The sequence below is a fragment of the Streptomyces sp. Root431 genome (genome assembly GCF_001426585.1).
Taxonomy (GTDB): Bacteria; Actinomycetota; Actinomycetes; order Streptomycetales; family Streptomycetaceae; genus Streptomyces; species Streptomyces stackebrandtii.
In genome coordinates, this window is record NZ_LMEI01000008.1 from 50810 (window position 1) to 68076 (window position 17267).

Annotated in this window: 14 protein-coding genes and 2 pseudogenes; 5 read left to right on the top strand and 11 right to left on the bottom strand. The window is 74.5% G+C overall.

Annotated features, from left to right (window positions below; genetic code table 11):
- Window positions 1–8 precede the first annotated feature (8 nt).
- Window positions 9–458 (top strand): hypothetical protein, encoded by a 450-nt coding sequence (locus tag ASC82_RS11345; RefSeq protein WP_056645319.1) that lies wholly within the window; start codon window positions 9–11, stop codon window positions 456–458.
- 52 nt (window positions 459–510) lie between these two features.
- On the opposite strand, the gene ASC82_RS11350 is transcribed toward ASC82_RS11345, so the two are convergent.
- The 5 genes from ASC82_RS11350 to ASC82_RS11370 all read right to left on the bottom strand — a co-directional run bounded on the left by ASC82_RS11350 (window position 511) and on the right by ASC82_RS11370 (window position 7165).
- Window positions 511–1605: a PDR/VanB family oxidoreductase gene (locus ASC82_RS11350; protein ID WP_056645322.1), complete on the bottom strand. Its 1095-nt coding sequence runs from the start codon at window positions 1603–1605 to the stop codon at window positions 511–513.
- Entirely contained in the window at window positions 1605–2489 is an 885-nt protein-coding gene (locus ASC82_RS11355) for a metal-dependent hydrolase (protein WP_056645324.1), read from the bottom strand. Before ASC82_RS11355 ends, ASC82_RS11350 begins: the two co-directional genes overlap by 1 nt.
- Window positions 2490–2602: 113 nt before the next feature.
- Window positions 2603–5155, bottom strand: coding sequence for a hypothetical protein (locus ASC82_RS11360; protein WP_056645327.1), 2553 nt, complete (start codon window positions 5153–5155; stop codon window positions 2603–2605).
- Between the two features lie 125 nt (window positions 5156–5280).
- Window positions 5281–6081, bottom strand: coding sequence for a tyrosine-protein phosphatase (locus tag ASC82_RS11365; protein WP_056646326.1), 801 nt, complete (start codon window positions 6079–6081; stop codon window positions 5281–5283).
- 70 nt (window positions 6082–6151) lie between these two features.
- Entirely contained in the window at window positions 6152–7165 is a 1014-nt protein-coding gene (locus ASC82_RS11370; protein WP_056645330.1) for an NAD-dependent epimerase/dehydratase family protein, read from the bottom strand.
- Between the two features lie 222 nt (window positions 7166–7387).
- Between ASC82_RS11370 and ASC82_RS11375 the strand changes: the two genes are divergently transcribed.
- Together ASC82_RS11375 and ASC82_RS11380 are read left to right on the top strand one after the other, a co-directional pair.
- The gene (locus ASC82_RS11375) at window positions 7388–7978 is read left to right on the top strand and encodes a hypothetical protein (protein ID WP_242427637.1); all 591 of its coding nucleotides are present in this window, start codon (window positions 7388–7390) and stop codon (window positions 7976–7978) included.
- A 50-nt stretch (window positions 7979–8028) separates the two neighbouring features.
- The gene (locus ASC82_RS11380) at window positions 8029–9465 is read left to right on the top strand and encodes a PepSY domain-containing protein (protein ID WP_056645335.1); all 1437 of its coding nucleotides are present in this window, start codon (window positions 8029–8031) and stop codon (window positions 9463–9465) included.
- A gap of 12 nt (window positions 9466–9477) precedes the next feature.
- Here the strand turns inward: ASC82_RS11380 and ASC82_RS11385 are convergent, their stop codons facing one another.
- The 4 genes and pseudogenes from ASC82_RS11385 to ASC82_RS11400 form a co-directional block, all read right to left on the bottom strand.
- On the bottom strand, window positions 9478–10065 hold the full coding sequence (locus ASC82_RS11385) for a winged helix-turn-helix domain-containing protein (RefSeq protein ID WP_056645338.1): 588 nt from the start codon (window positions 10063–10065) through the stop codon (window positions 9478–9480).
- Window positions 10066–10447: 382 nt separating this feature from the next.
- Window positions 10448–11479: a glutamine synthetase gene (glnII, locus tag ASC82_RS11390; protein ID WP_056645341.1), complete on the bottom strand. Its 1032-nt coding sequence runs from the start codon at window positions 11477–11479 to the stop codon at window positions 10448–10450.
- 137 nt (window positions 11480–11616) lie between these two features.
- Window positions 11617–12789 (bottom strand): annotated as a pseudogene (locus ASC82_RS11395) (hypothetical protein).
- Window positions 12786–13064 (bottom strand): annotated as a pseudogene (locus ASC82_RS11400) (hypothetical protein); the annotation flags it as partial. The pseudogenes ASC82_RS11395 and ASC82_RS11400, both read right to left, overlap by 4 nt.
- Window positions 13065–13084: 20 nt before the next feature.
- On the opposite strand from ASC82_RS11400, the gene ASC82_RS11405 reads away from it, so the two are divergent.
- On the top strand, window positions 13085–14275 hold the full coding sequence (locus ASC82_RS11405) for an RNA-guided endonuclease TnpB family protein (protein ID WP_056645348.1): 1191 nt from the start codon (window positions 13085–13087) through the stop codon (window positions 14273–14275).
- A gap of 231 nt (window positions 14276–14506) precedes the next feature.
- A complete protein-coding gene (locus tag ASC82_RS11410) occupies window positions 14507–15427 on the top strand; it encodes a Gfo/Idh/MocA family oxidoreductase (protein WP_056645351.1) in 921 nt (306 codons plus the stop codon).
- Here ASC82_RS11410 and ASC82_RS11415 read toward each other — a convergent pair.
- Window positions 15403–16863, bottom strand: coding sequence for a PLP-dependent aminotransferase family protein (locus tag ASC82_RS11415; RefSeq protein ID WP_056645355.1), 1461 nt, complete (start codon window positions 16861–16863; stop codon window positions 15403–15405). The two genes, ASC82_RS11410 and ASC82_RS11415, sit on opposite strands and share 25 nt — an antisense overlap.
- A 44-nt stretch (window positions 16864–16907) precedes the next feature.
- The gene (locus ASC82_RS11420) at window positions 16908–17267 is read right to left on the bottom strand and encodes an arsenate reductase family protein (RefSeq protein ID WP_056645356.1); all 360 of its coding nucleotides are present in this window, start codon (window positions 17265–17267) and stop codon (window positions 16908–16910) included.

Sequence of the window (17267 nt, forward strand, 5' to 3'; positions counted from 1 at the left end):
CCTGCTCCATGAGCGCTTCCGACCAGGACACCCCGGCCGCCGAGGCCCCCGAGGCACCTGAGGCACCCGAGATCGACGAGACCTCCGCAAAGACCTCCGACGAGGGCGCCGGCGAGCCCGACGAGACCGAGGAGTCCGAGGAGTCCGAAGAGTTCGACGAGTCCGCCGAGTCCGACGAGTTCGAGGAGGAGTCTTCGGCGGGCGGCCTCACGCCCAAGCAGGCGCGACGGCTCCGCGTGGCCGCCGCGTCCGTCCTGCTCGTCGCCCTCGCCGTGGTCCTGGTGATCCGCCTCGCGAGCCGTACGTCCGTCCTGGTCGTCGGGGTGTACGGCCTCGCGATGATCCTCTGCGGAGTCGTCATCGAACTCTCCCGCAACGGCCGTACGCGGCTGGCCACCTGGCTCCTGGTGAGCGGCCTGCTCTCCGCCCTCGCCTTCGACTGGCTGATCCTGCCGTAAGGCCCCGGGGAGGCCGGGGGAGGCCCGTAAGGCCCATAAGGCCCGGGGGGACCTACAGGTCCAGGACGAGCCGCTTCCCCGCGCACCGCGAGACGCAGATCAGCATCGAGTCGCCCCGCTCCTCGTCGGTGAGCAGCTCGTCCCGGTGGTCGATCTCCCCCTCCAGGACCCGCTGTTGGCAGGTCCCGCAGAACCCCTGCCGGCAGGAGTACATGAGGCCGGGGACCTCCTCGCGGACCGCCGCGAGCACCGACTGGTCGGCCGCCACCGCCACCACCCGCCCGGAGCGGCGCAGTTCGACCTCGAAGGCGGTGCCGCCGGCCGGCGCGGCGGCGGAGAAGCGCTCCAGGCGCGGCGCCCGGCCCTCGGGCATCGCCGCGTCCACCGCGTCCATCAGGCCGTCGGGACCACAGCAGTAGACGGCGGTCTCGATCGGCACGTGCGCGAGGAATCCCAGCTCGGGAAAGCCGGACTCGTCCTCCGCGACGACGGTGACGCTCCCCCAGCCTCCGGCCGGGGGGACCCCCATCTCGCTCCGCTCGCCGCCCCCGAGCCGCTCGATCTCCTCCAGGTACGGCATGGTGGCCCGGCTCCGCCCGCAGTACACGAGCCGCCAGTCCGCCCCGGCCGCCTCGGCGGCGCGCACCATCGGCAGGACCGGGGTGATGCCGATGCCGCCGGCGACGAAGACGTACGCGGGGGCGTCGACCAGCGGGAAGCGGTTGCGCGGCCCGCGGATCTCGACCTCCGTGCCTTCGTGGAGCTGCTCGTGCACCTCGCGCGAACCGCCCCGGCCGTCCTCGATCAGCCGCGTCGCGACCGTGTACGTACCGGTGTCGGCCGGGTCGCCGCAGAGCGAGTACTGCCGCACGAGCCCGGAGGGCAGGACGAGGTCGACATGGGCGCCCGGCTGCCACGCGGGCAACCCGGCACCCTCCAGGCGCAGTTCGACGACGCCCTCGGCGGGCGTGGCGCGCCCGGTGACGAGGACCCGGCGGGGGACCGTGCTGCCCCGGCCGTACCCGGACACGGGCACGTCGAGGGCGGGCATCGGCCACAGCGGGGCCGTGGACATCCGGCTGCGGACGGCGCGGCGGACGAGCAGCGCGGCGCCGGCGACGAGGGCGACGGTGGTCAGGCGGGGCATCAGTGGCCTCCGCCGGCGCCGGGGGAGGAGGCGAGGTAGGCGAGCGCCTGCGCGGTGTCGCCCTCCTGGGAGGGGTGGTAGGCGCGGCTCAGGTAGCGGGGTATGGAGCGCAGCATGTCCGGGGTGGAGGGCAGCACGCCCTGCCGGCCCCTGCGGTAGAACTGGCCGAAGGAGGCCTTGCCGTCGAGGAGGCTCGGGTCGTTCTCCATGAAGAAGCGGGCGCCCCGCTGCCAGAGGAAGACGAGCGCGGAGAAGGCGAGCGCCCAGGTGCGGGCGCGGCGCCGGTAGCCGCCGTCGAGGTGCATGAAGAGCTCGAAGGCGACCGAGCGGTGCTCGACCTCCTCGGCCCCGTGCCAGCGCAGCAGGTCGAGCATGACGGGGTCGGCTCCGCGCCGGTCGAGCTCGTCGGCGTTCAGGACCCAGTTGCCGAGGAAGGCCGTGTAGTGCTCGATGGCGGCGATCATCGCGACCCGCTCCATCAGCCACCAGCGGCGCGGGCGGCCGGGCGGCAGGGTCCGGTCCCCGAGGAGCTTCTCGAAGAACCAGTCGACCTGCGCGGTGTACGGGGTCGGGTCGAGGCCCAGCTTCCGCAGGTGGGGGAGGACGTCGTCGTGGGCCTGGGAGTGGATGGCCTCCTGGCCGATGAAGCCGATGACGTCCTCGCGCAGCCGGTCGTCGGTGATGTACGGCAGGGCCTGCTTGTAGACGTGCACGAACCACCGCTCGCCCGCCGGGAGCAGCAGGTGCAGCACGTTGATCGTGTGCGTGGTGAAGGGGTCGCCGGGTACCCAGTGGAGCGGGGTCTCTTCCCAGTCGAAGGAGACCTTGCGGGCCTTGAGCTCGACGTGTTCCGACGCCACCGGTGCAGGCTGCGTATTAGACATGACGTCAATGTACTGAGGGGTAAGGCGATGGCAACAGGCCCGTGCACTGCCTTTTTCGGCGGTGCGGGGCCGGTACGGGATCGGGTGCGGGGCCCACGGGGCCCCGCACGGGCTCACCGCAGCGCGGCCACGCGTGTGCCGTCCCGCAGGGTGCCGTCCAGATCGGCCCGCGCCCCCGCCTTCGCCTTCACGGCGAGCACCGGACCGTCCGCGCGGCCCTTCACCCCGCCCGAGGTCTCCAGGGAGGCGAAGTCCGGGCTGCCCGCCGCCAGGACGTACCAGCCGCCGCTCGGCGCCTGCCACAGCACGCCCGCCAGGACCCGGGGATCCCGCACCCCGCACGCCGGCGAACCCTCGGACCGGGCCGCGAGCGCCGCCGGCGCCTTCGGCGACGGCACCAGGAACTGGGCGAGGACCCGGTCGCCCGTACCGCGCCAGGTCTCCGCGCGCGTGCACACCCAGGTGCCGCGCCCGGCGCCCTCGGGGAGCGGCTGCGACGCGAACCGCCAGGCGTTCACCGACCGCACCCCGTGCGCCCGTACGGCCGACAGCCGGCACGCCGTCCGCGCCCACGCCTCGCGCGCCTCCTTCGCCGTCACGTCCGCCGGCGCGTCCGGCGGGCCCCACAGGAGCCGGGCGGGCGCCAGCTCGCCCAGGTCGGTGAGGAGCCGCGTGCCCGAACCCTCCCGCACCTGGAGGGAGTTCCAGCGCTCGCACTCCTTCGCCTGCGCGGGACTCGGCACCGGCTCCGTCACCCCGTCCGCGTCCCGGGCCAGCGGCCACGGCGCCTTCGCGGGCGCGAGCAGGTCCCGTACGGCCGTCTCCCGCACCCAAGGGGCCGTCAGATAGCGGACGTTGCCCGAGGCCCGGGAGACGACGAGCGCGGCCGAACCGACGGCGTCGGCCCCGTCCGTCCGCGCGAAGTCCAGCGCGGCGGCCGCGGTCCCCGCCACCGGCTCCGCGTACCGCACGGCCCGCAGCCCGTCGTGGAAGAGCACGACCCGCACCCCGTCCACGACCCCCGCGAACAGCAGCTGAGGCGGCCCCATCGGCGGCCCCACGGGCGTCCCGGGCGTCGCCGACGACTCCACGGACAGCCCGGGCCGCGCCCACACGGCGAGCGCCCGCCGCAACAGCGGCCGGTCGCCGGCGAGACCGCCGCGCGCGGGCCACACCGAGAAGTCCCGCCGGGTGGACCCCGGCCAGGCGGAGGCCGGCACACGCTTCACGGCCCCGGGGTCGAGTGCGGCCTCGGCGGCGGGGTTACGGGCGTACGAGGGGGCGGCAGCACCGTTTCTGCCCCAGCCGTCCCCGGGCAGCCCGAGCAGCGTCCCGCACACGACGAGCGCGGCGACAGCGACGAGCCCGGCCCGGACGTGCTGCCTCCGCCGCAGCAGATCGGTGGGCCGGGCCTGAAGCGAACAGGGATCGAACTCGGCGGACTCCAGCAAGGCGGCCCCACTGACCCGAACACTCCGCCGCGCCCGACCGCCCTCCCGGTGCCCACCGGAGCGGGGTTCGCCGCCGCGGGGGTCTCCGGCCCGGGCGTCGCCGGGTCCTCCGGTCCGCCCGGCGTCCCGGGCGCCGCCGTCGGCGCCGGGCCGCCCCCCGGCGCGGGGGAGGGCATCCTCACGGCCGTCCGCGAGCCGCCCGGCCTCGCCCGCGTGGCCCGGACCCCCGGCCCTGCGGGGCCCGGCCTGCTCGCCGTCCCGTCGGCCGCCGTCGGCGCGGGGGTCTCCGCCCCGCGCGCCTCCCTCGGAGCCGGGTTCGGCGTCCTCGCGGCCCGCCCAGGTGTCCGCGAGCCGCCCTGTCTCGCCCGCCTTGCCCGGGCTCCCGGCCCCCCTGCCGGGCCCGGCCTGCTCGCCGACCCGCGCGGCCCGGCCGTCCCCACCGGGGAAGGCGGGCCCGCCGGGCCGCCAGGCGCTACCTGCGCGGTCGCCGGACCCGCTGGGGCCCCCGGACCCGCTGGGGCCCCCAAACCGGCTGGGGCCCCCAGACCCGCTGGGGCCCCCGGCCCCACCCGCACCCCCCGACCCGCCCAGCGCGCCCCCCGCCCCATCGCCGCCGACGCCCGGCGCCGCGGGCAACGCCTCGTCCTCCGCCGCATCGACCGCGTCCGCCTCCGCGAGGGCCGCCTGCGGGTCGGTGACGCCCGCCGCTGCCAGGACGCGGAGGACCTCCGGGTCGCCCTGGCGTTCCAGGCCGCGGAGGACGTAGGCCGCTCGGCCGGGGCCCGAGAGGGTGGACAGGCGTTGGTCCAGGGCGAGTTCGTCCGCGCCGCCCACGCGGGGAAAGACCCGGAGGCCCCACACCTGCGGCAGCAGCGGCGGGAGCTGGGCGCGGCGCGGCAGCGTGTTCCAGCGCAGGGGCCGGCCGGCGAGCAGCGCCTGCCGGAGCACCTCGCCCCGGACGTACGCGTAGCCGGGATCGACCGCGTCCTCGGTGCGCCGGGGGCCCGGGACCGCCGGGCCCGGCACCCGGCGGCGCGGCAGCGAACGCTGGACGAGCGCGTGCGCGGTCAGCACCCGGCGGTTGCGGCCGAGCGTCGGCGGCAGCACGAGATAGGCGATGCGCACGAGGCGCGGATAGCGCTCGACGAGCGCGGCCTCGGCCTGCTCGACGTCGACGGGGCCCACGGGCGAGGGGTCGAGATCCTGGGTGCTCACGTTCAGCAGAACGAGCGATTCTTCCGATGGTCACCCCGGCCCCGGCCCCCGGCCCCGGCCCCCGGCCCCGGCCCCCGGCCCCGGCCCCCGGCCCCCGGCGCCCCCGCCGCGTCCCCGGCGGCGGCTCAGGCCGCGTGCACCGTCAGCCGCCGGCGGATCAGCTCCGTCACCTCGTCCGGAACGCCCAGCCCCTCCCGTACGTACTTCTCCATCGAGCCGTGCCGGACCGCCACCTCGTCGAGCCCCGCCTCCAGGTACTCCGGCAGGACGCCGATCAGGTCGAGTGCCAGCTCGGGGTCCCCGCCCTGCGCGGTGAACCCCTCGATCATCGGCGCGAACGCCTGCCGTACCGCCGTGTTGACCGACAGGTACTCGTCCCGCACCGTCTTCTCGTCCGCGCCCAGCAGCCCCAGGACGACGGTCGCCGCCCACCCCGTCCGGTCCTTGCCGGCCGAGCAGTGGAAGAGGACGGGCCCGGCGCCCGGCGTCCCCAGCTCCGTCAGCAGGGCGCGGTACGCGGCGCGGGCGGAGTCGCCGGACACGAAGGTGCGGTAGGTGCGGGCGAAGGCCGCCCGCACCCGGCCCCCGCCGAGGTGCTCCTCGGCGAGCGCCGGGTCGGAGAGCAGGAGCTTCAGCCGCGCGGCGGGCGGCAGCCCGCTGACGGCCAGATGGTCGGCGAGCACGTCCGCGACGAGCAGCCGCGCGCCGGCCGGCAGGCGGTCCGGCCGGTCGCCGCGCTCGGYCTCCGTCCGGAGGTCGACGACCGTACGGATGCCGAGCTCCGCCACCGCCGGCTCGGCCGGATCCAGCCGGTCGAGCTGCGCGGAGCGGAGGGCGAGGCCGGACCGGACGGCGCGCCCGTCACCGAGGGACAGGCCACCGAGGTCGCGGAGATTGGCGACGGAGGCAGCGGGGATGGCGGGCATGGGCGTCGACTCCTCCGGTTCGTCCACTTTCCTGTCGACCGTAGTGGATCGTCCGAAGACGGGCAGTTCGTCAGCTTTCCTCGACGCCGTCGGCGTGCTTCGCCAGGAACTCCGCCTCCCGCTCGGGGGAGAGCCCGACCTCCGGCCGGTCCGGGCGCTGCGGCGCGACCCCGCCGAGCGTTTCCAGCCACGCCCAGGTGTCCGCGACGGTCTCCGCGACCGGCCGGCAGCGCAGCCCGGCCGCGACCGCACGGGAGACGTCGGCGGTGTGCATCGCGTCGTACATCTCGCCCGGCGGCAGCCACACGGGCAGCTCCGACCAGGGCTCGATCCCGGCGGCGAGGAGCGCCTCCGGCTCCGCCCAGCGCAGCTCGACGTCCGCGCCCGTGGCCCGTACGCACGCGTCGAGCAGCTCGCCCATGGTCGTGTGCCCGGGCGGCGAGACGAGGTTGTACGGCCCCGAGAGCCCGGCCGCCACCGCGTCGAGCGTCCATGCGGCGAGGTCGCGGGCGTCGACGTACTGGAGGGGGAGCGTGCGCGGCCCGGGCGCCAGGACCGTCCCGCCCCGGGCGATCCGGCCCAGCCACCAGGGGAGCCGGCCGATGTTCTCGTACGGGCCGATGATGAGGCCCGCGCGGACGTGCAGCGTCCGCTCCGCCCCGAAGGCGGCCGTCGCGGCGAGCTCGCCGCCCCGCTTGGCCTCCGCGTACGGCACGTCCCCGTCGTCCGGCGAGCCCTCCACCAGCGGGCCGTCCTCCCCGAGCCCGGCGGCCGGCGGCCAGGAGTAGACGGAGCGGCTCGACACGTACGCGTACCGCCCGACCCGGTCGGCGAGCAGCCGGGCCGCGTCCCGGACCGCCGACGGCGCGCCCGACCAGGTGTCCACGACGGCGTCCCAGGAGCCGGTGGCGAGGGCGGCGAGCCCCTCCGGGCCGGTGGTGCGGTCGCCGTGCAGGGAGTGGACTCCGGCCGGAGGCGCGTGGCGGCCCCGGTGGAAGACCGTCACCTCCCAGCCCCGGTCGAGCGCCGCCTCGACGACCGCGCGACCCACGAACTCCGTACCACCGAGAATCAGCAATTTCATGATCGAAGAGTGCCTGGGGACAGCGGGCGCGGCCAGGGAATTCCGCTCCCGGAGGATTCCGCCGGGGGAGGAACGCGCCGGTGGGGGAGGTGGCCTTTCCGGCCGGATGGCGGGATGGCACCATGGCGGGCGATGACGGATGCCCGGTCGCCTCTGCGCGCCCTGCGAGCCGCACTTTTCGCGGTGGTGTGCGTGACCTTGGCCGCCGTGGGGCATTCGTCCATGTCTGCGCACCAGCTTCCGGCGTCCGGCCTGCTCGCCGCCTTCGCCGCGACGGCGATCGCCGCCTGGGCCGCCGCGGGACGCCGCCGGGGAACACCGACGATCGCGGGCGCGATGCTCGTCCTCCAGGGCGCGCTGCACCTGCTCTTCTCGATGGCCGGTTCGCACCCGTCGGCACAGGCCGCCGGCGACGCGACGGCCATGACGGACATGGCGCACGCGCACCCCATGGCGGGCATGACGGGCATGACGGGCGCACACGACGCCGGCATGAGCGCGGGTGCGGCCATGGACTCCGACCCGGGCATGCTCGCCGTCCACCTCCTCGCCGCCCTCCTCTGCGGCCTCTGGCTGGCCCACGGCGAAGCCGCGTTCTTCACGCTCGCCGAGGCAGCCCTGGCCTACGCGTTCACGCCACTGCGCCTGCTCTTCGCGCGCGTCCGCGTCCCCGACGCCCCCCGCGGCCCCGTCCGCAGGCCCCGCGGGCACGCCCACCGTCCCCACACCGTCGTCCTCGCGCACACCGTCTCCCGGCGCGGGCCGCCCCGGCCGTCCGTACCCCGCGCCACGGCCCTCGGAGCACACGTCTGACACCGGGGGTCTCCTCCCGTTGTCCACACCGACTCCAAGGACGGTCAGCCATGACCATCGACGATCCCGCGCGCCCGGAAACCACCGAGGCACCGCCGTCGGAGATATCCGAAACCACCGCTCCGCGCAGAACCGGCACCTGGAGCGCCCTGCGCCCCCTCGTCCTGCGCCTCCACTTCTACGCGGGCGTCCTCATCGCCCCGTTCCTCCTCGTCGCCGCCGCCAGCGGCCTGCTCTACGCGCTCTCCTTCCAGGCCGAGAAGGTGATCTACGCGCACGAGCTGGAGGTCCCCGTCGGCGACACCACCCTGCCGCTCTCGCAGCAGGTGAACATCGCCCGCAAGGTCAACCCGAACGGCACCGTCACCGCCGTCTGGCCCGGCGCCGAACCGGACGCCACCACCCGCGTCCTGATGGCCGACCCGGACGTCCCCGAGGGCACCTCGCTCGCCGTCTTCGTCGACCCGTACACCGGGGACGTCCGCGGACAGCTGCCCAGCTTCGGCAGCTCCGGCGCCCTCCCGCTGCGCACCTGGATCGACGGTCTCCACGCCGACCTGCACCTCGGCGAGCTCGGCCGCAACTACAGCGAGCTGGCCGCGAGCTGGCTGTGGGTGATCGCGCTCGGCGGGCTGCTGCTCTGGCTCGGCCGCCGCAGGAAGAACCGCCGCGCGCTCTTCGTCCCCGAGGGCGGCCCGAAGTCCCGCCGCCGCACGCTCTCCTGGCACGGCTCGGTCGGTCTGTGGGCCGTGACCGGACTCGTCCTGCTCTCCGCGACGGGTCTGACCTGGTCGCGGTACGCGGGCGAGAACATCGGCACCGTGCAGGACGGTCTCGGCGGCGCGACCCCCACGCTCACCGCGACGCTCGACGGCGGCGCCGGCGCCGGCTCGGAGCACGAGGGCCACGGCGGCGGTCACCAGCAGGGCGGCACCACCGCCCAGGGCCCGGACATCGGTCTCGACAAGGCGGTCGAGGCGGCCCGCGCGGCCGGCATCGACAGCCCGCGGATCTCGGTCGTCCTGCCCGCCGAGGGCAAGGGGTACGTGGTCAAGGAGACCGACACGCAGTTCCCGCTGGAGCTGGACTCGGCGGCCGTGAACCCGGCGGACGGCACGGTCATCGACCGCCTCGCGTTCGCCGACTACCCGCTCCTCGCCAAGCTGACCCGGATCGGCATCGACGCGCACACCGGCGTGTTCCTCGGCCTGTTCAACCAGCTGGCGCTCGCGGCCCTCGCGCTCTCCCTGATCCTGCTGATCCTCTGGGGCTACCGCATGTGGTGGCAGCGCCGCCCGGGCCGTCCGGTGGCGCGCGGGGCCTGGCGCAAGGTCCCGGTCACGATGCTGCTGCCGCTCGCGGCGGTCACGGCCGTGGTCGGCTGGTTCGTCCCGATGCTCGGCCTCAGCCTGCTGCTGTTCCTGGCGGTGGACCTCACCCTCGCCCTCGTGGCGAAGCTGAAGGCGAGGTCCACCCGGACCACCTGATCAACCCGGGGATCAGGGCGTGTACTTGTAGCCGACCCGCCGCACGGTCTGGATCGTGTGGCGGTGCTCGGCGCCCAGCTTCCGGCGCAGCCGGGCCACGTGCACGTCGACCGTACGACCGTCGCCGACGTGCCCGTACCCCCACACCGTCGTGACCAACTGGTCGCGGGTGTGGACCCGGTGGGGGTGCGCCACCAGATGGGCGAGGAGCTCGAACTCCAGATATGTCAGGTCGAGCTCCTCCCCGTCCACGACGGCGATCCGCCGGACCCCGTCGATGGCCACCGGACCCTGCTCCTCCGCCGCCACGGGCGGCGCGGGGGCGGGGGCGGCCACGGGCACCTGCGGCTGCTGGTCGGCCGGTACGAGCACGAGGTACCCGACCATCGGCGGGCGGCCCGGCAGCGCCGGCAGCGCGTGCTGCGGCGCGGGCAGCAGCGTGGCGCCGGGCGGCAGCAGGTCCGCGACCTGGGAGAGCTGGGAGAGCGCCGAGAGCGGCGCGACCGGGGGGAGACCGACGACCTCGTTGGGGTCGACGGCGCGGAGCCGGTGCCGCCCGGGACGGACGGCGGTGAGAGGAGCACTCTGGATGTGGGCCATGGCGGGTCAGCTCTTTCGCGCGGAGAAACGAACGGACAGGCGTCGTGCGTCATTCGTCGTGCGCGTCGGCCGAAGGCCGGGATCGGACCGTACCGATCGGGGCTTTAGAGGGCCGACGCGTTCCTCGCGCGGCAACAGACTCGGTCGAAGTCGTCGTGCTGCCGGGACGGCCAGAACGGCTCGAGGTCGTGGCGACCTGTCGCTGCGTCGTTCCTCATCGTGGCCATATCCCTATTAGACCAGAAGGGAATGCCTCCGACGAGTCATTCCCCGGCCAAACCCCGTGTCATCCATCCCACATGACGGAAGAGGCGCCCACCGTACGAAACGGTGGGCGCCTCTCCGGAACAGCGCGTGCGGCCCGGGACGGGGACCGGACGGATCAGACCTGGCCGACCTTCTCCAGGGCCTCGCAGCAGGTGTCCACCAGCAGGCGGGTCACCACGTACGGGTCCACGTTCGCGTTCGGACGGCGGTCCTCGATGTAGCCCTTCTGGTCCTGCTCGACCTGCCACGGGATGCGGACCGAGGCGCCGCGGTCCGAGACGCCGTAGGAGTACTTGTCCCACGGGGCGGTCTCGTGCAGACCCGTCAGGCGGTCGTCGATGCCGGCGCCGTAGTTCTTGACGTGGTCGAGCGGCTTCGAGCCCTCGCCGAGGGACTCGGCGGCGGTGATGATCGCGTCGTAGCCCTCGCGCATCGCCTTGGTGGAGAAGTTGGTGTGCGCGCCCGCGCCGTTCCAGTCGCCCTTCACCGGCTTCGGGTCCAGGGTCGCGGAGACCTTGAAGTCCTCGGCCGTGCGGTACAGCAGCCAGCGGGCCACCCACAGCTGGTCCGAGACCACGAGGGGGGCGAGCGGACCGACCTGGAACTCCCACTGGCCCGGCATGACCTCGGCGTTGATGCCGGAGATGCCCAGACCCGCGGCGAGGCAGTTCTCCAGGTGCGCCTCGACGATGTCACGGCCGAAGATCTCGTCGGCGCCGACACCGCAGTAGTAGCCGCCCTGCGGGGCCGGGAAGCCGCCGACCGGGAAGCCGAGCGGACGCTCGCCGTCGAAGAAGGTGTACTCCTGCTCGATGCCGAAGATCGGCTCCTGGGCGGCGTACTTGGCGGCGACCTCGGCGAGCGCGGCACGCGTGTTGGACTCGTGCGGCGTCATGTCCGTGTTGAGGACCTCGCACAGCACCAGGATGTCGTCGCCGCCGCGGATCGGGTCCGGGCAGACGAAGACCGGCTTGAGGACGCGGTCCGAGGCGTGGCCCTTGGCCTGGTTCGTGCTGGAACCGTCGAAGCCCCAGATCGGCAGCTCGTCGAGCGCGGCGCCCCCGCTCACGATTATCTTCGTCTTGGAACGAAGCTTCGCGGTCGGCTCGGTGCCGTCGATCCAGATGTACTCAGCCTTGAAGGTCACGGGCCTCATCCTTTGGGCGTGCTGCTGCGGGTGCGCGGCGGCTCGCGGCGCTGCGAGAAGCTGCGGTGTCTGTGTCCGGTCGCAGCTTCGCAACACGGGATTTCCCGTCGGTTGCCCGTTTGTGAACCCCGTGTTACTCAGCCTTCCTCTTTTTCCCTCGTCCGCCGTGCGACGACGTGCGAGTCGAGCAGCCCGCCGAGCCCCGCCGCCTCGATCCGCCGCACCACCTCCGCGTACGAGGTGCCCAGGGCCTCCGCCGTCCGCTCCAGGTGCCAGTCGCGGCCCGCGAGCGTCCGCAGCAGGTGCCCCTTCCGGATCTGCTTGTCGGAGAGCCGGAAGGTCTTCAGATAGGCCGCCCGCCCCTTGTGGTCGGTGATCAGTTCGCCGATGTGCTGCTCCCGGCCGTCCCGCTGGAACGGCGGCAGGAAACGGTGCAGGTCGAAGTCCCCCATCCGGTAGACCCGCTCGAAGGCGTACGAGGTCTCCAGGAGGTCCCGCGCCATCAGCCCGTCGTGCGCCTCGACCCAGGCCCGCTCCTGCCCGTGGGCCGCGGCCCGCAGGTCCGCGAGGTTCCGGATGCCGCCGGCGCCGTCCCGGATCCGCGCCGTGAACTCCGGCACCGGCCCGCCGAAGTACGCGTACTGGTGGACCAGCTCGCCGTACAGGTCCTCCACGAGCGTCGGGTGCAGCACGCGCTAGTCGTCCTGGTGCGGGACCACGAAGGCCGCGGCCAGGGCGTCGGCCACGTACAGCAGCATCCCGCACTGGCCCGGATGGAGCTCGAAGATCCGCAGCGCCTCCGCCAGCCCCGGCACCGACCAGCCCGCGTACGCCGCCTCCGCGCGCGGCGAGAGGCCGTGCGCGAGGGCCTTGCGGGACCAGTCGTCCCAGACCACGGACGGCCCGCCGAAGTGCAGCGCGAGATACCCCTCAAGCGCGAGGTGGAGCGGCAGGAAGCGCAGCCGCCGCTCGGCCGGCCGCCGCTTGGCCAGCCGGTGCAGGCGGCGCACGGGCACGCAGGAGTCCGGCGCGCCCTCGCCGCCGAGCAGCGTCCCGTACACGGCGGACTCCGCCCCGGCACCCGCCTCCGCCCCGGGCGCCGACCAGTCGGCGACGAAGCCGTGCGGGACGTACGACGTATAGGTCGTCCGGTCGCCGAGGTCCACCGCGCCGAGCCCCGAGCCCTCGTACACCTCCCGGCGCAGCCGCAGCCCGGGCACCGGCTCGGCCCGCACCAGCGGCACGATCCGCACCCCGCCCCACACCTGAGCCGGCCGGACGTCGAGCCCGGTCAGATCGATCCGCGTCATCCCCCGGCCCCCTTCAGGAACAGCTCCACGCGCCGGTCCAGATAGGCCCGCAGCTCCGCGAAGCCCGTCCGCCCCTCCGCGAACTGCGCGATCTCCACCAGGGCCGCCAGATCCTCCGCGTCCCGGATCCCCGCCGTCGGCACGCTCGGCGCCAGCCGGCGCACGTCGAAGCCCTCGGCGTCGTATACGGGGTTGAGATGGACGACGCTCGTCCGGCGCTCCGGATCGAGCCGCGAGCGCCACACCCGCAGCACCTCGCCCGCGAGCCCCGGCGGATAGGGGTGCGACTTACCTCATGGTGACGCAGGGTAGTGATACAGTCACTCGTGTGAAGATCGTGGTGCGGGTGAAGCTGCTGCCGGAGGCCGACCAGGCCGCCGCGCTGTGCTCCACCCTGCGTACGGTCAACGAGGCCGCCTGCTGGGTGTCCGGAGTGGCGTTCGAGCGCGGTGTCCCGCGTGAGCACGAGCTGCGCAGGCACACCTACACCGAGTTGAAGGCGCGCGGGCTGGGTGCGCAGGTCGCCCAGCACGTCATCAAGAAGACCCGGGACGCCTACACGGCGCTGAAAGCGAACATCCGCGCCGGGAACCTGGGCAGGCCCGGTTCGAAGCGCAGGGTCAAGGCGGAGTCGAAGCCGATCACCTTCCGGCCCGAGGCCGCGCAGCCGTACGACGACCGGTGCCTGTCCTGGCAGTACGACGCCGGGACGGTGTCGATCTGGACGACGGCCGGGCGGCTCAGGAGCGTCCGCTTCGTCTGCTCCCCGGACGCGCTGAAGATGCTCCGCGAGCACCGAAAGGGCGAGTCCGACCTGGTCGAACGCGACGGCGTGTTCTACCTAGCCGCCGTCTGCGACATCCCCGAGGCCGACCAGTACGAGCCCAGCGGGTTCATCGGCGTCGATCTCGGCATCGTCAACATCGCCACCACGTCCACCGGCTACCGGGTTGCCGGGCGCGGCCTGAACCGCTACCGGAAACGGCAGCTCGCCCTGCGGAAGAAGCTCCAGGCCAAGGGCACCAAGTCGGCGAAGCGCCTCCTTAAGAAGCGCTCCCGCAAGGAAGCCCGACACACCGCCGACGTCAACCACGTCGTCTCGAAGACCATCGTCACCACCGCTGAACGCACCGGCTCCGGTATCGCCCTGGAAGACCTCACGGGCATCCGCAGCCGGGTACGGCTCCGCAAGGACCAGCGGACCTCTCTGCATTCGTGGGGCTTCCACCAGCTCGCCGCCTTCGTCGAGTACAAGGCCAGGCGGGCCGGGGTGCCGCTGGTGTACGTCGATCCGGCCTACACCAGCCAGCAGTGCTCCGAATGCGGCTACATCGACCGGAAGAACCGGGTCGATCAAGCGACGTTCGCGTGCCGGTCCTGCGGGGCCCTGACGCACGCGGACGACAACGCGTCCCACAACATCCGCCGCAAAGGCGAGACCGCGTGGACCGCGGGGCGTGAGTCACGCGCCCCTGCCATCCCATAGGGGTGTCTGGACGGAGGAGCCAACCCAGCAGCCGGTTGGGCGCTATCTCCAAGCCCGGCCCGCTAGGGGCGGGTCAAGTTGACAGGCAGGTTTCGGAAGTCGCACCGAAGTCCCGCGGCCGGCGGAGAAACGCTAACACCGGGGAGGGGGAGGCCCGCCAGCGGATTACGGAGCCCCGGGGATCCCCGCCCGGGAGCCCCCCATGTCAGAGGCACCGGGCAGACTGGGGGCATGGCGAAGCTCCCGGGCGCGAAGCCCCGCATCGGACTCCTCGGCACCGGCCCCTGGGCCGCCCGCACGCACGCGCCCGCGCTCGCCGGGCATCAGGGCGTCGAGTTCAGCGGGGTGTGGGGCAGACGCCCGGAGGCGGCGGAGGCGCTCGCCGCCGCGTCCGGCACGCGCGCGTACGACGACGTGGACGCCCTCTTCGCGGCGAGCGACGCCGTCGCCCTCGCGCTCCCGCCGGACGTCCAGGCCCCGTTGGCGGTGCGGGCGGCGGAGGCCGGCTGCCACGTCCTGCTCGACAAGCCGGTCGCCACGACGGTCGCGGGAGCCCGCGAGGTCGCCGAGGCGGTCGAGAAGGCCGGAGTCGCCTCCGTGGTCTTCTGCACGCTGCGGTTCGCGGAGACGACGGCCCGCTGGATCGAGGAGCGGACGGCGGCGGGCGGCTGGTTCCTGGGCGAGGCGCACTGGCTGGGCTCGCTCTACGGCCCCGGTTCCAGCAGCGCGTACGCGGCCTCGCCCTGGCGGCGGGAGAAGGGCGGACTGTGGGACGTCGGCCCGCACGTCCTCTCCGTCTACCTGCCGGTCCTCGGCGACGTCACCGCGATCACGGCCGTGCCCGGCCCGGCGGACACCCACCACCTGGTCCTGCGCCACAGCTCGGGCGCCGGCAGCACGGCCACGCTGACGCTCAGCGCCCCACTGGAGGCGGCGGAAGTGTCGCTCGCCCTGTACGGCACCGGGGGCCGGGCCGAACTGCCCCGCTGGGACGGCGCGGTGGAGGCCTTCGGCACGGCCGTGGACGCCCTGATCACTGCGGCCCGCACCGGGGAGCCGCACCCGTGCGACGCCCGCTTCGGCCTGCGCCTGACCGAGATCCTGACCGAGGCGGAGCGGCTCGCCGCTCAGAGCGCGGCGGACAAGGCCTGACACAGGGCGTCGAGGGCCGGGCCGTACAGCCGCTCCGGCGGCGTGGCGTAGCCGACGACGAGACCGTCGGGGAGGATCCGTCCCCGCGCAGCCGGGTGCCGGTACGCCGACAGGCCCTCCACGGCGACCCCGTGCCGGGCCGCCGTGTCGACGGCCGACCGCTCCGTCCCCGGAGGCAGCTCCACGACGGCGTGCAGGCCGGCGGCGAGCCCCGTCACCCGTACCCCCGGCACGCGCTCCGCGAGCGCCGACGTCAGCCGGTCGCGGCGCACGCGGTGGCGCTGCCGCATCCGCCGGACGTGCCGGTCGTACGCGCCGGACTCGACGAACTCCGCGAGCGTGAGCTGCTCCGTCGCCGACGTGTGCGGTTCGCGCTGCCCCTTCGCCTCGACGACACCGTCGACGAGGGCTTCCGGCAGGCACATCCAGCCGATCCGCAGCGCGGGGGAGAGGCTCTTGCTGACGGAGCCGAGGAGGACGGTCCGGTCGGGGTCGAGGCCCTGGACGGCGCCCACCGGCCGCCGGTCGTAGCGGAACTCGCCGTCGTAGTCGTCCTCCACGACGAGCCCGCCGGAGCGCCGCGCCCACTCCATGACGCCGGCCCGGCGTTCGGGGTGGAGCGGCCCGCCGGTGGGGAACTGGTGGGCGGGGGTGAGCAGGATGGTGCCCGCCTCCGGGGGGATCTCCTCGATGCGGGCACCGTCCTCGTCGACGGCCAGCGGCAGCGTGTGGATGCCCTCCTCGCCCAGCAGCCCCTGGTGGTAGGGGAGTCCGTAGGCCTCGACGGCCCAGGGCCGGGGAGGAGCCTTGTGGCCGGCCGTCTGCCGGGCGGGTTTCTCGCGGGCGTGGGTCGCCAGGGGCACGCGCGCGAGGAGCCGCAGGGCGTGCGCGGTGCCGGAGCAGACCACGATCCGGTCCGGGGTGGTCCGTACGCCCCGGACCCGTGCGAGGTACGCGGCGAGCGCGACGCGCAGTTCGACCCGGCCGCGCGGGTCCCCGACGCCGAAGGCCTCGTGGGGCGCCGCGGTCAGCGCCTTCCGGGCGGCCGCCAGCCAGGCCGCGCGCGGGAAGGCGCCGGGGTCCGGCTTGCCCTGGACGAGGTCGTACGGGAGGGCCGCCGGCGCGGCGGGCCGCGGCGGTCCCGGGGCGGGCGCGAGGACCCGCTCGGCCACCCGCGTCCCGGAACCCTGGCGGGAGGTCAGCCAGCCCTCGGCGACCAGCTCGGCGTAGGCGTCGGCGACGGTGTTCCGGGCGATCCCGAGGTCGGCGGCGAGCGACCGGTACGGCGGCAGCAGCGTCCCGGGCGCGAGGCGGCCGCCCCGTACGGCCTCGCGCAGCGCCCCGATGAGCAGGGCCCGCCGACTGCCGCCCTCACCGAGCTCCAGATGCAGATCGACCCCGAGCCCGCCGGGCCCTCCGTCCACCGTCCCGCTCACCGCACTCCCCCCTGTGCCCGTTTCCCGCTCACCTCACCGACGGCTCAACGGGACAGGGCGTCCCGCACGGCCTCCTCCGACCGGGCCACGACGGCCGTGCCGTCCTCCGCCGTGATGATCGGCCGCTGGATCAGCTTGGGGTGCCCGGCGAGCGCCTCGATCCACCGGTCCCGGTTCGCCGCGTCCCGGGGCCACTCCTTGACCCCGAGCTCCTTGGCGACGGCCTCCTGCGTCCGCGTGATGTCCCACGGTTCGAGCCCGAGCCGGTCGAGCACCTGCCGGATCTCCTCGGGCGAGGGCACGTCCTCCAGGTAGCGCCGCACGGTGTACTCGGCGCCCTCCGCGTCGAGGAGGGTGAGGGCGCTGCGGCACTTGGAACAGGCGGGATTGATCCAGATCTCCAT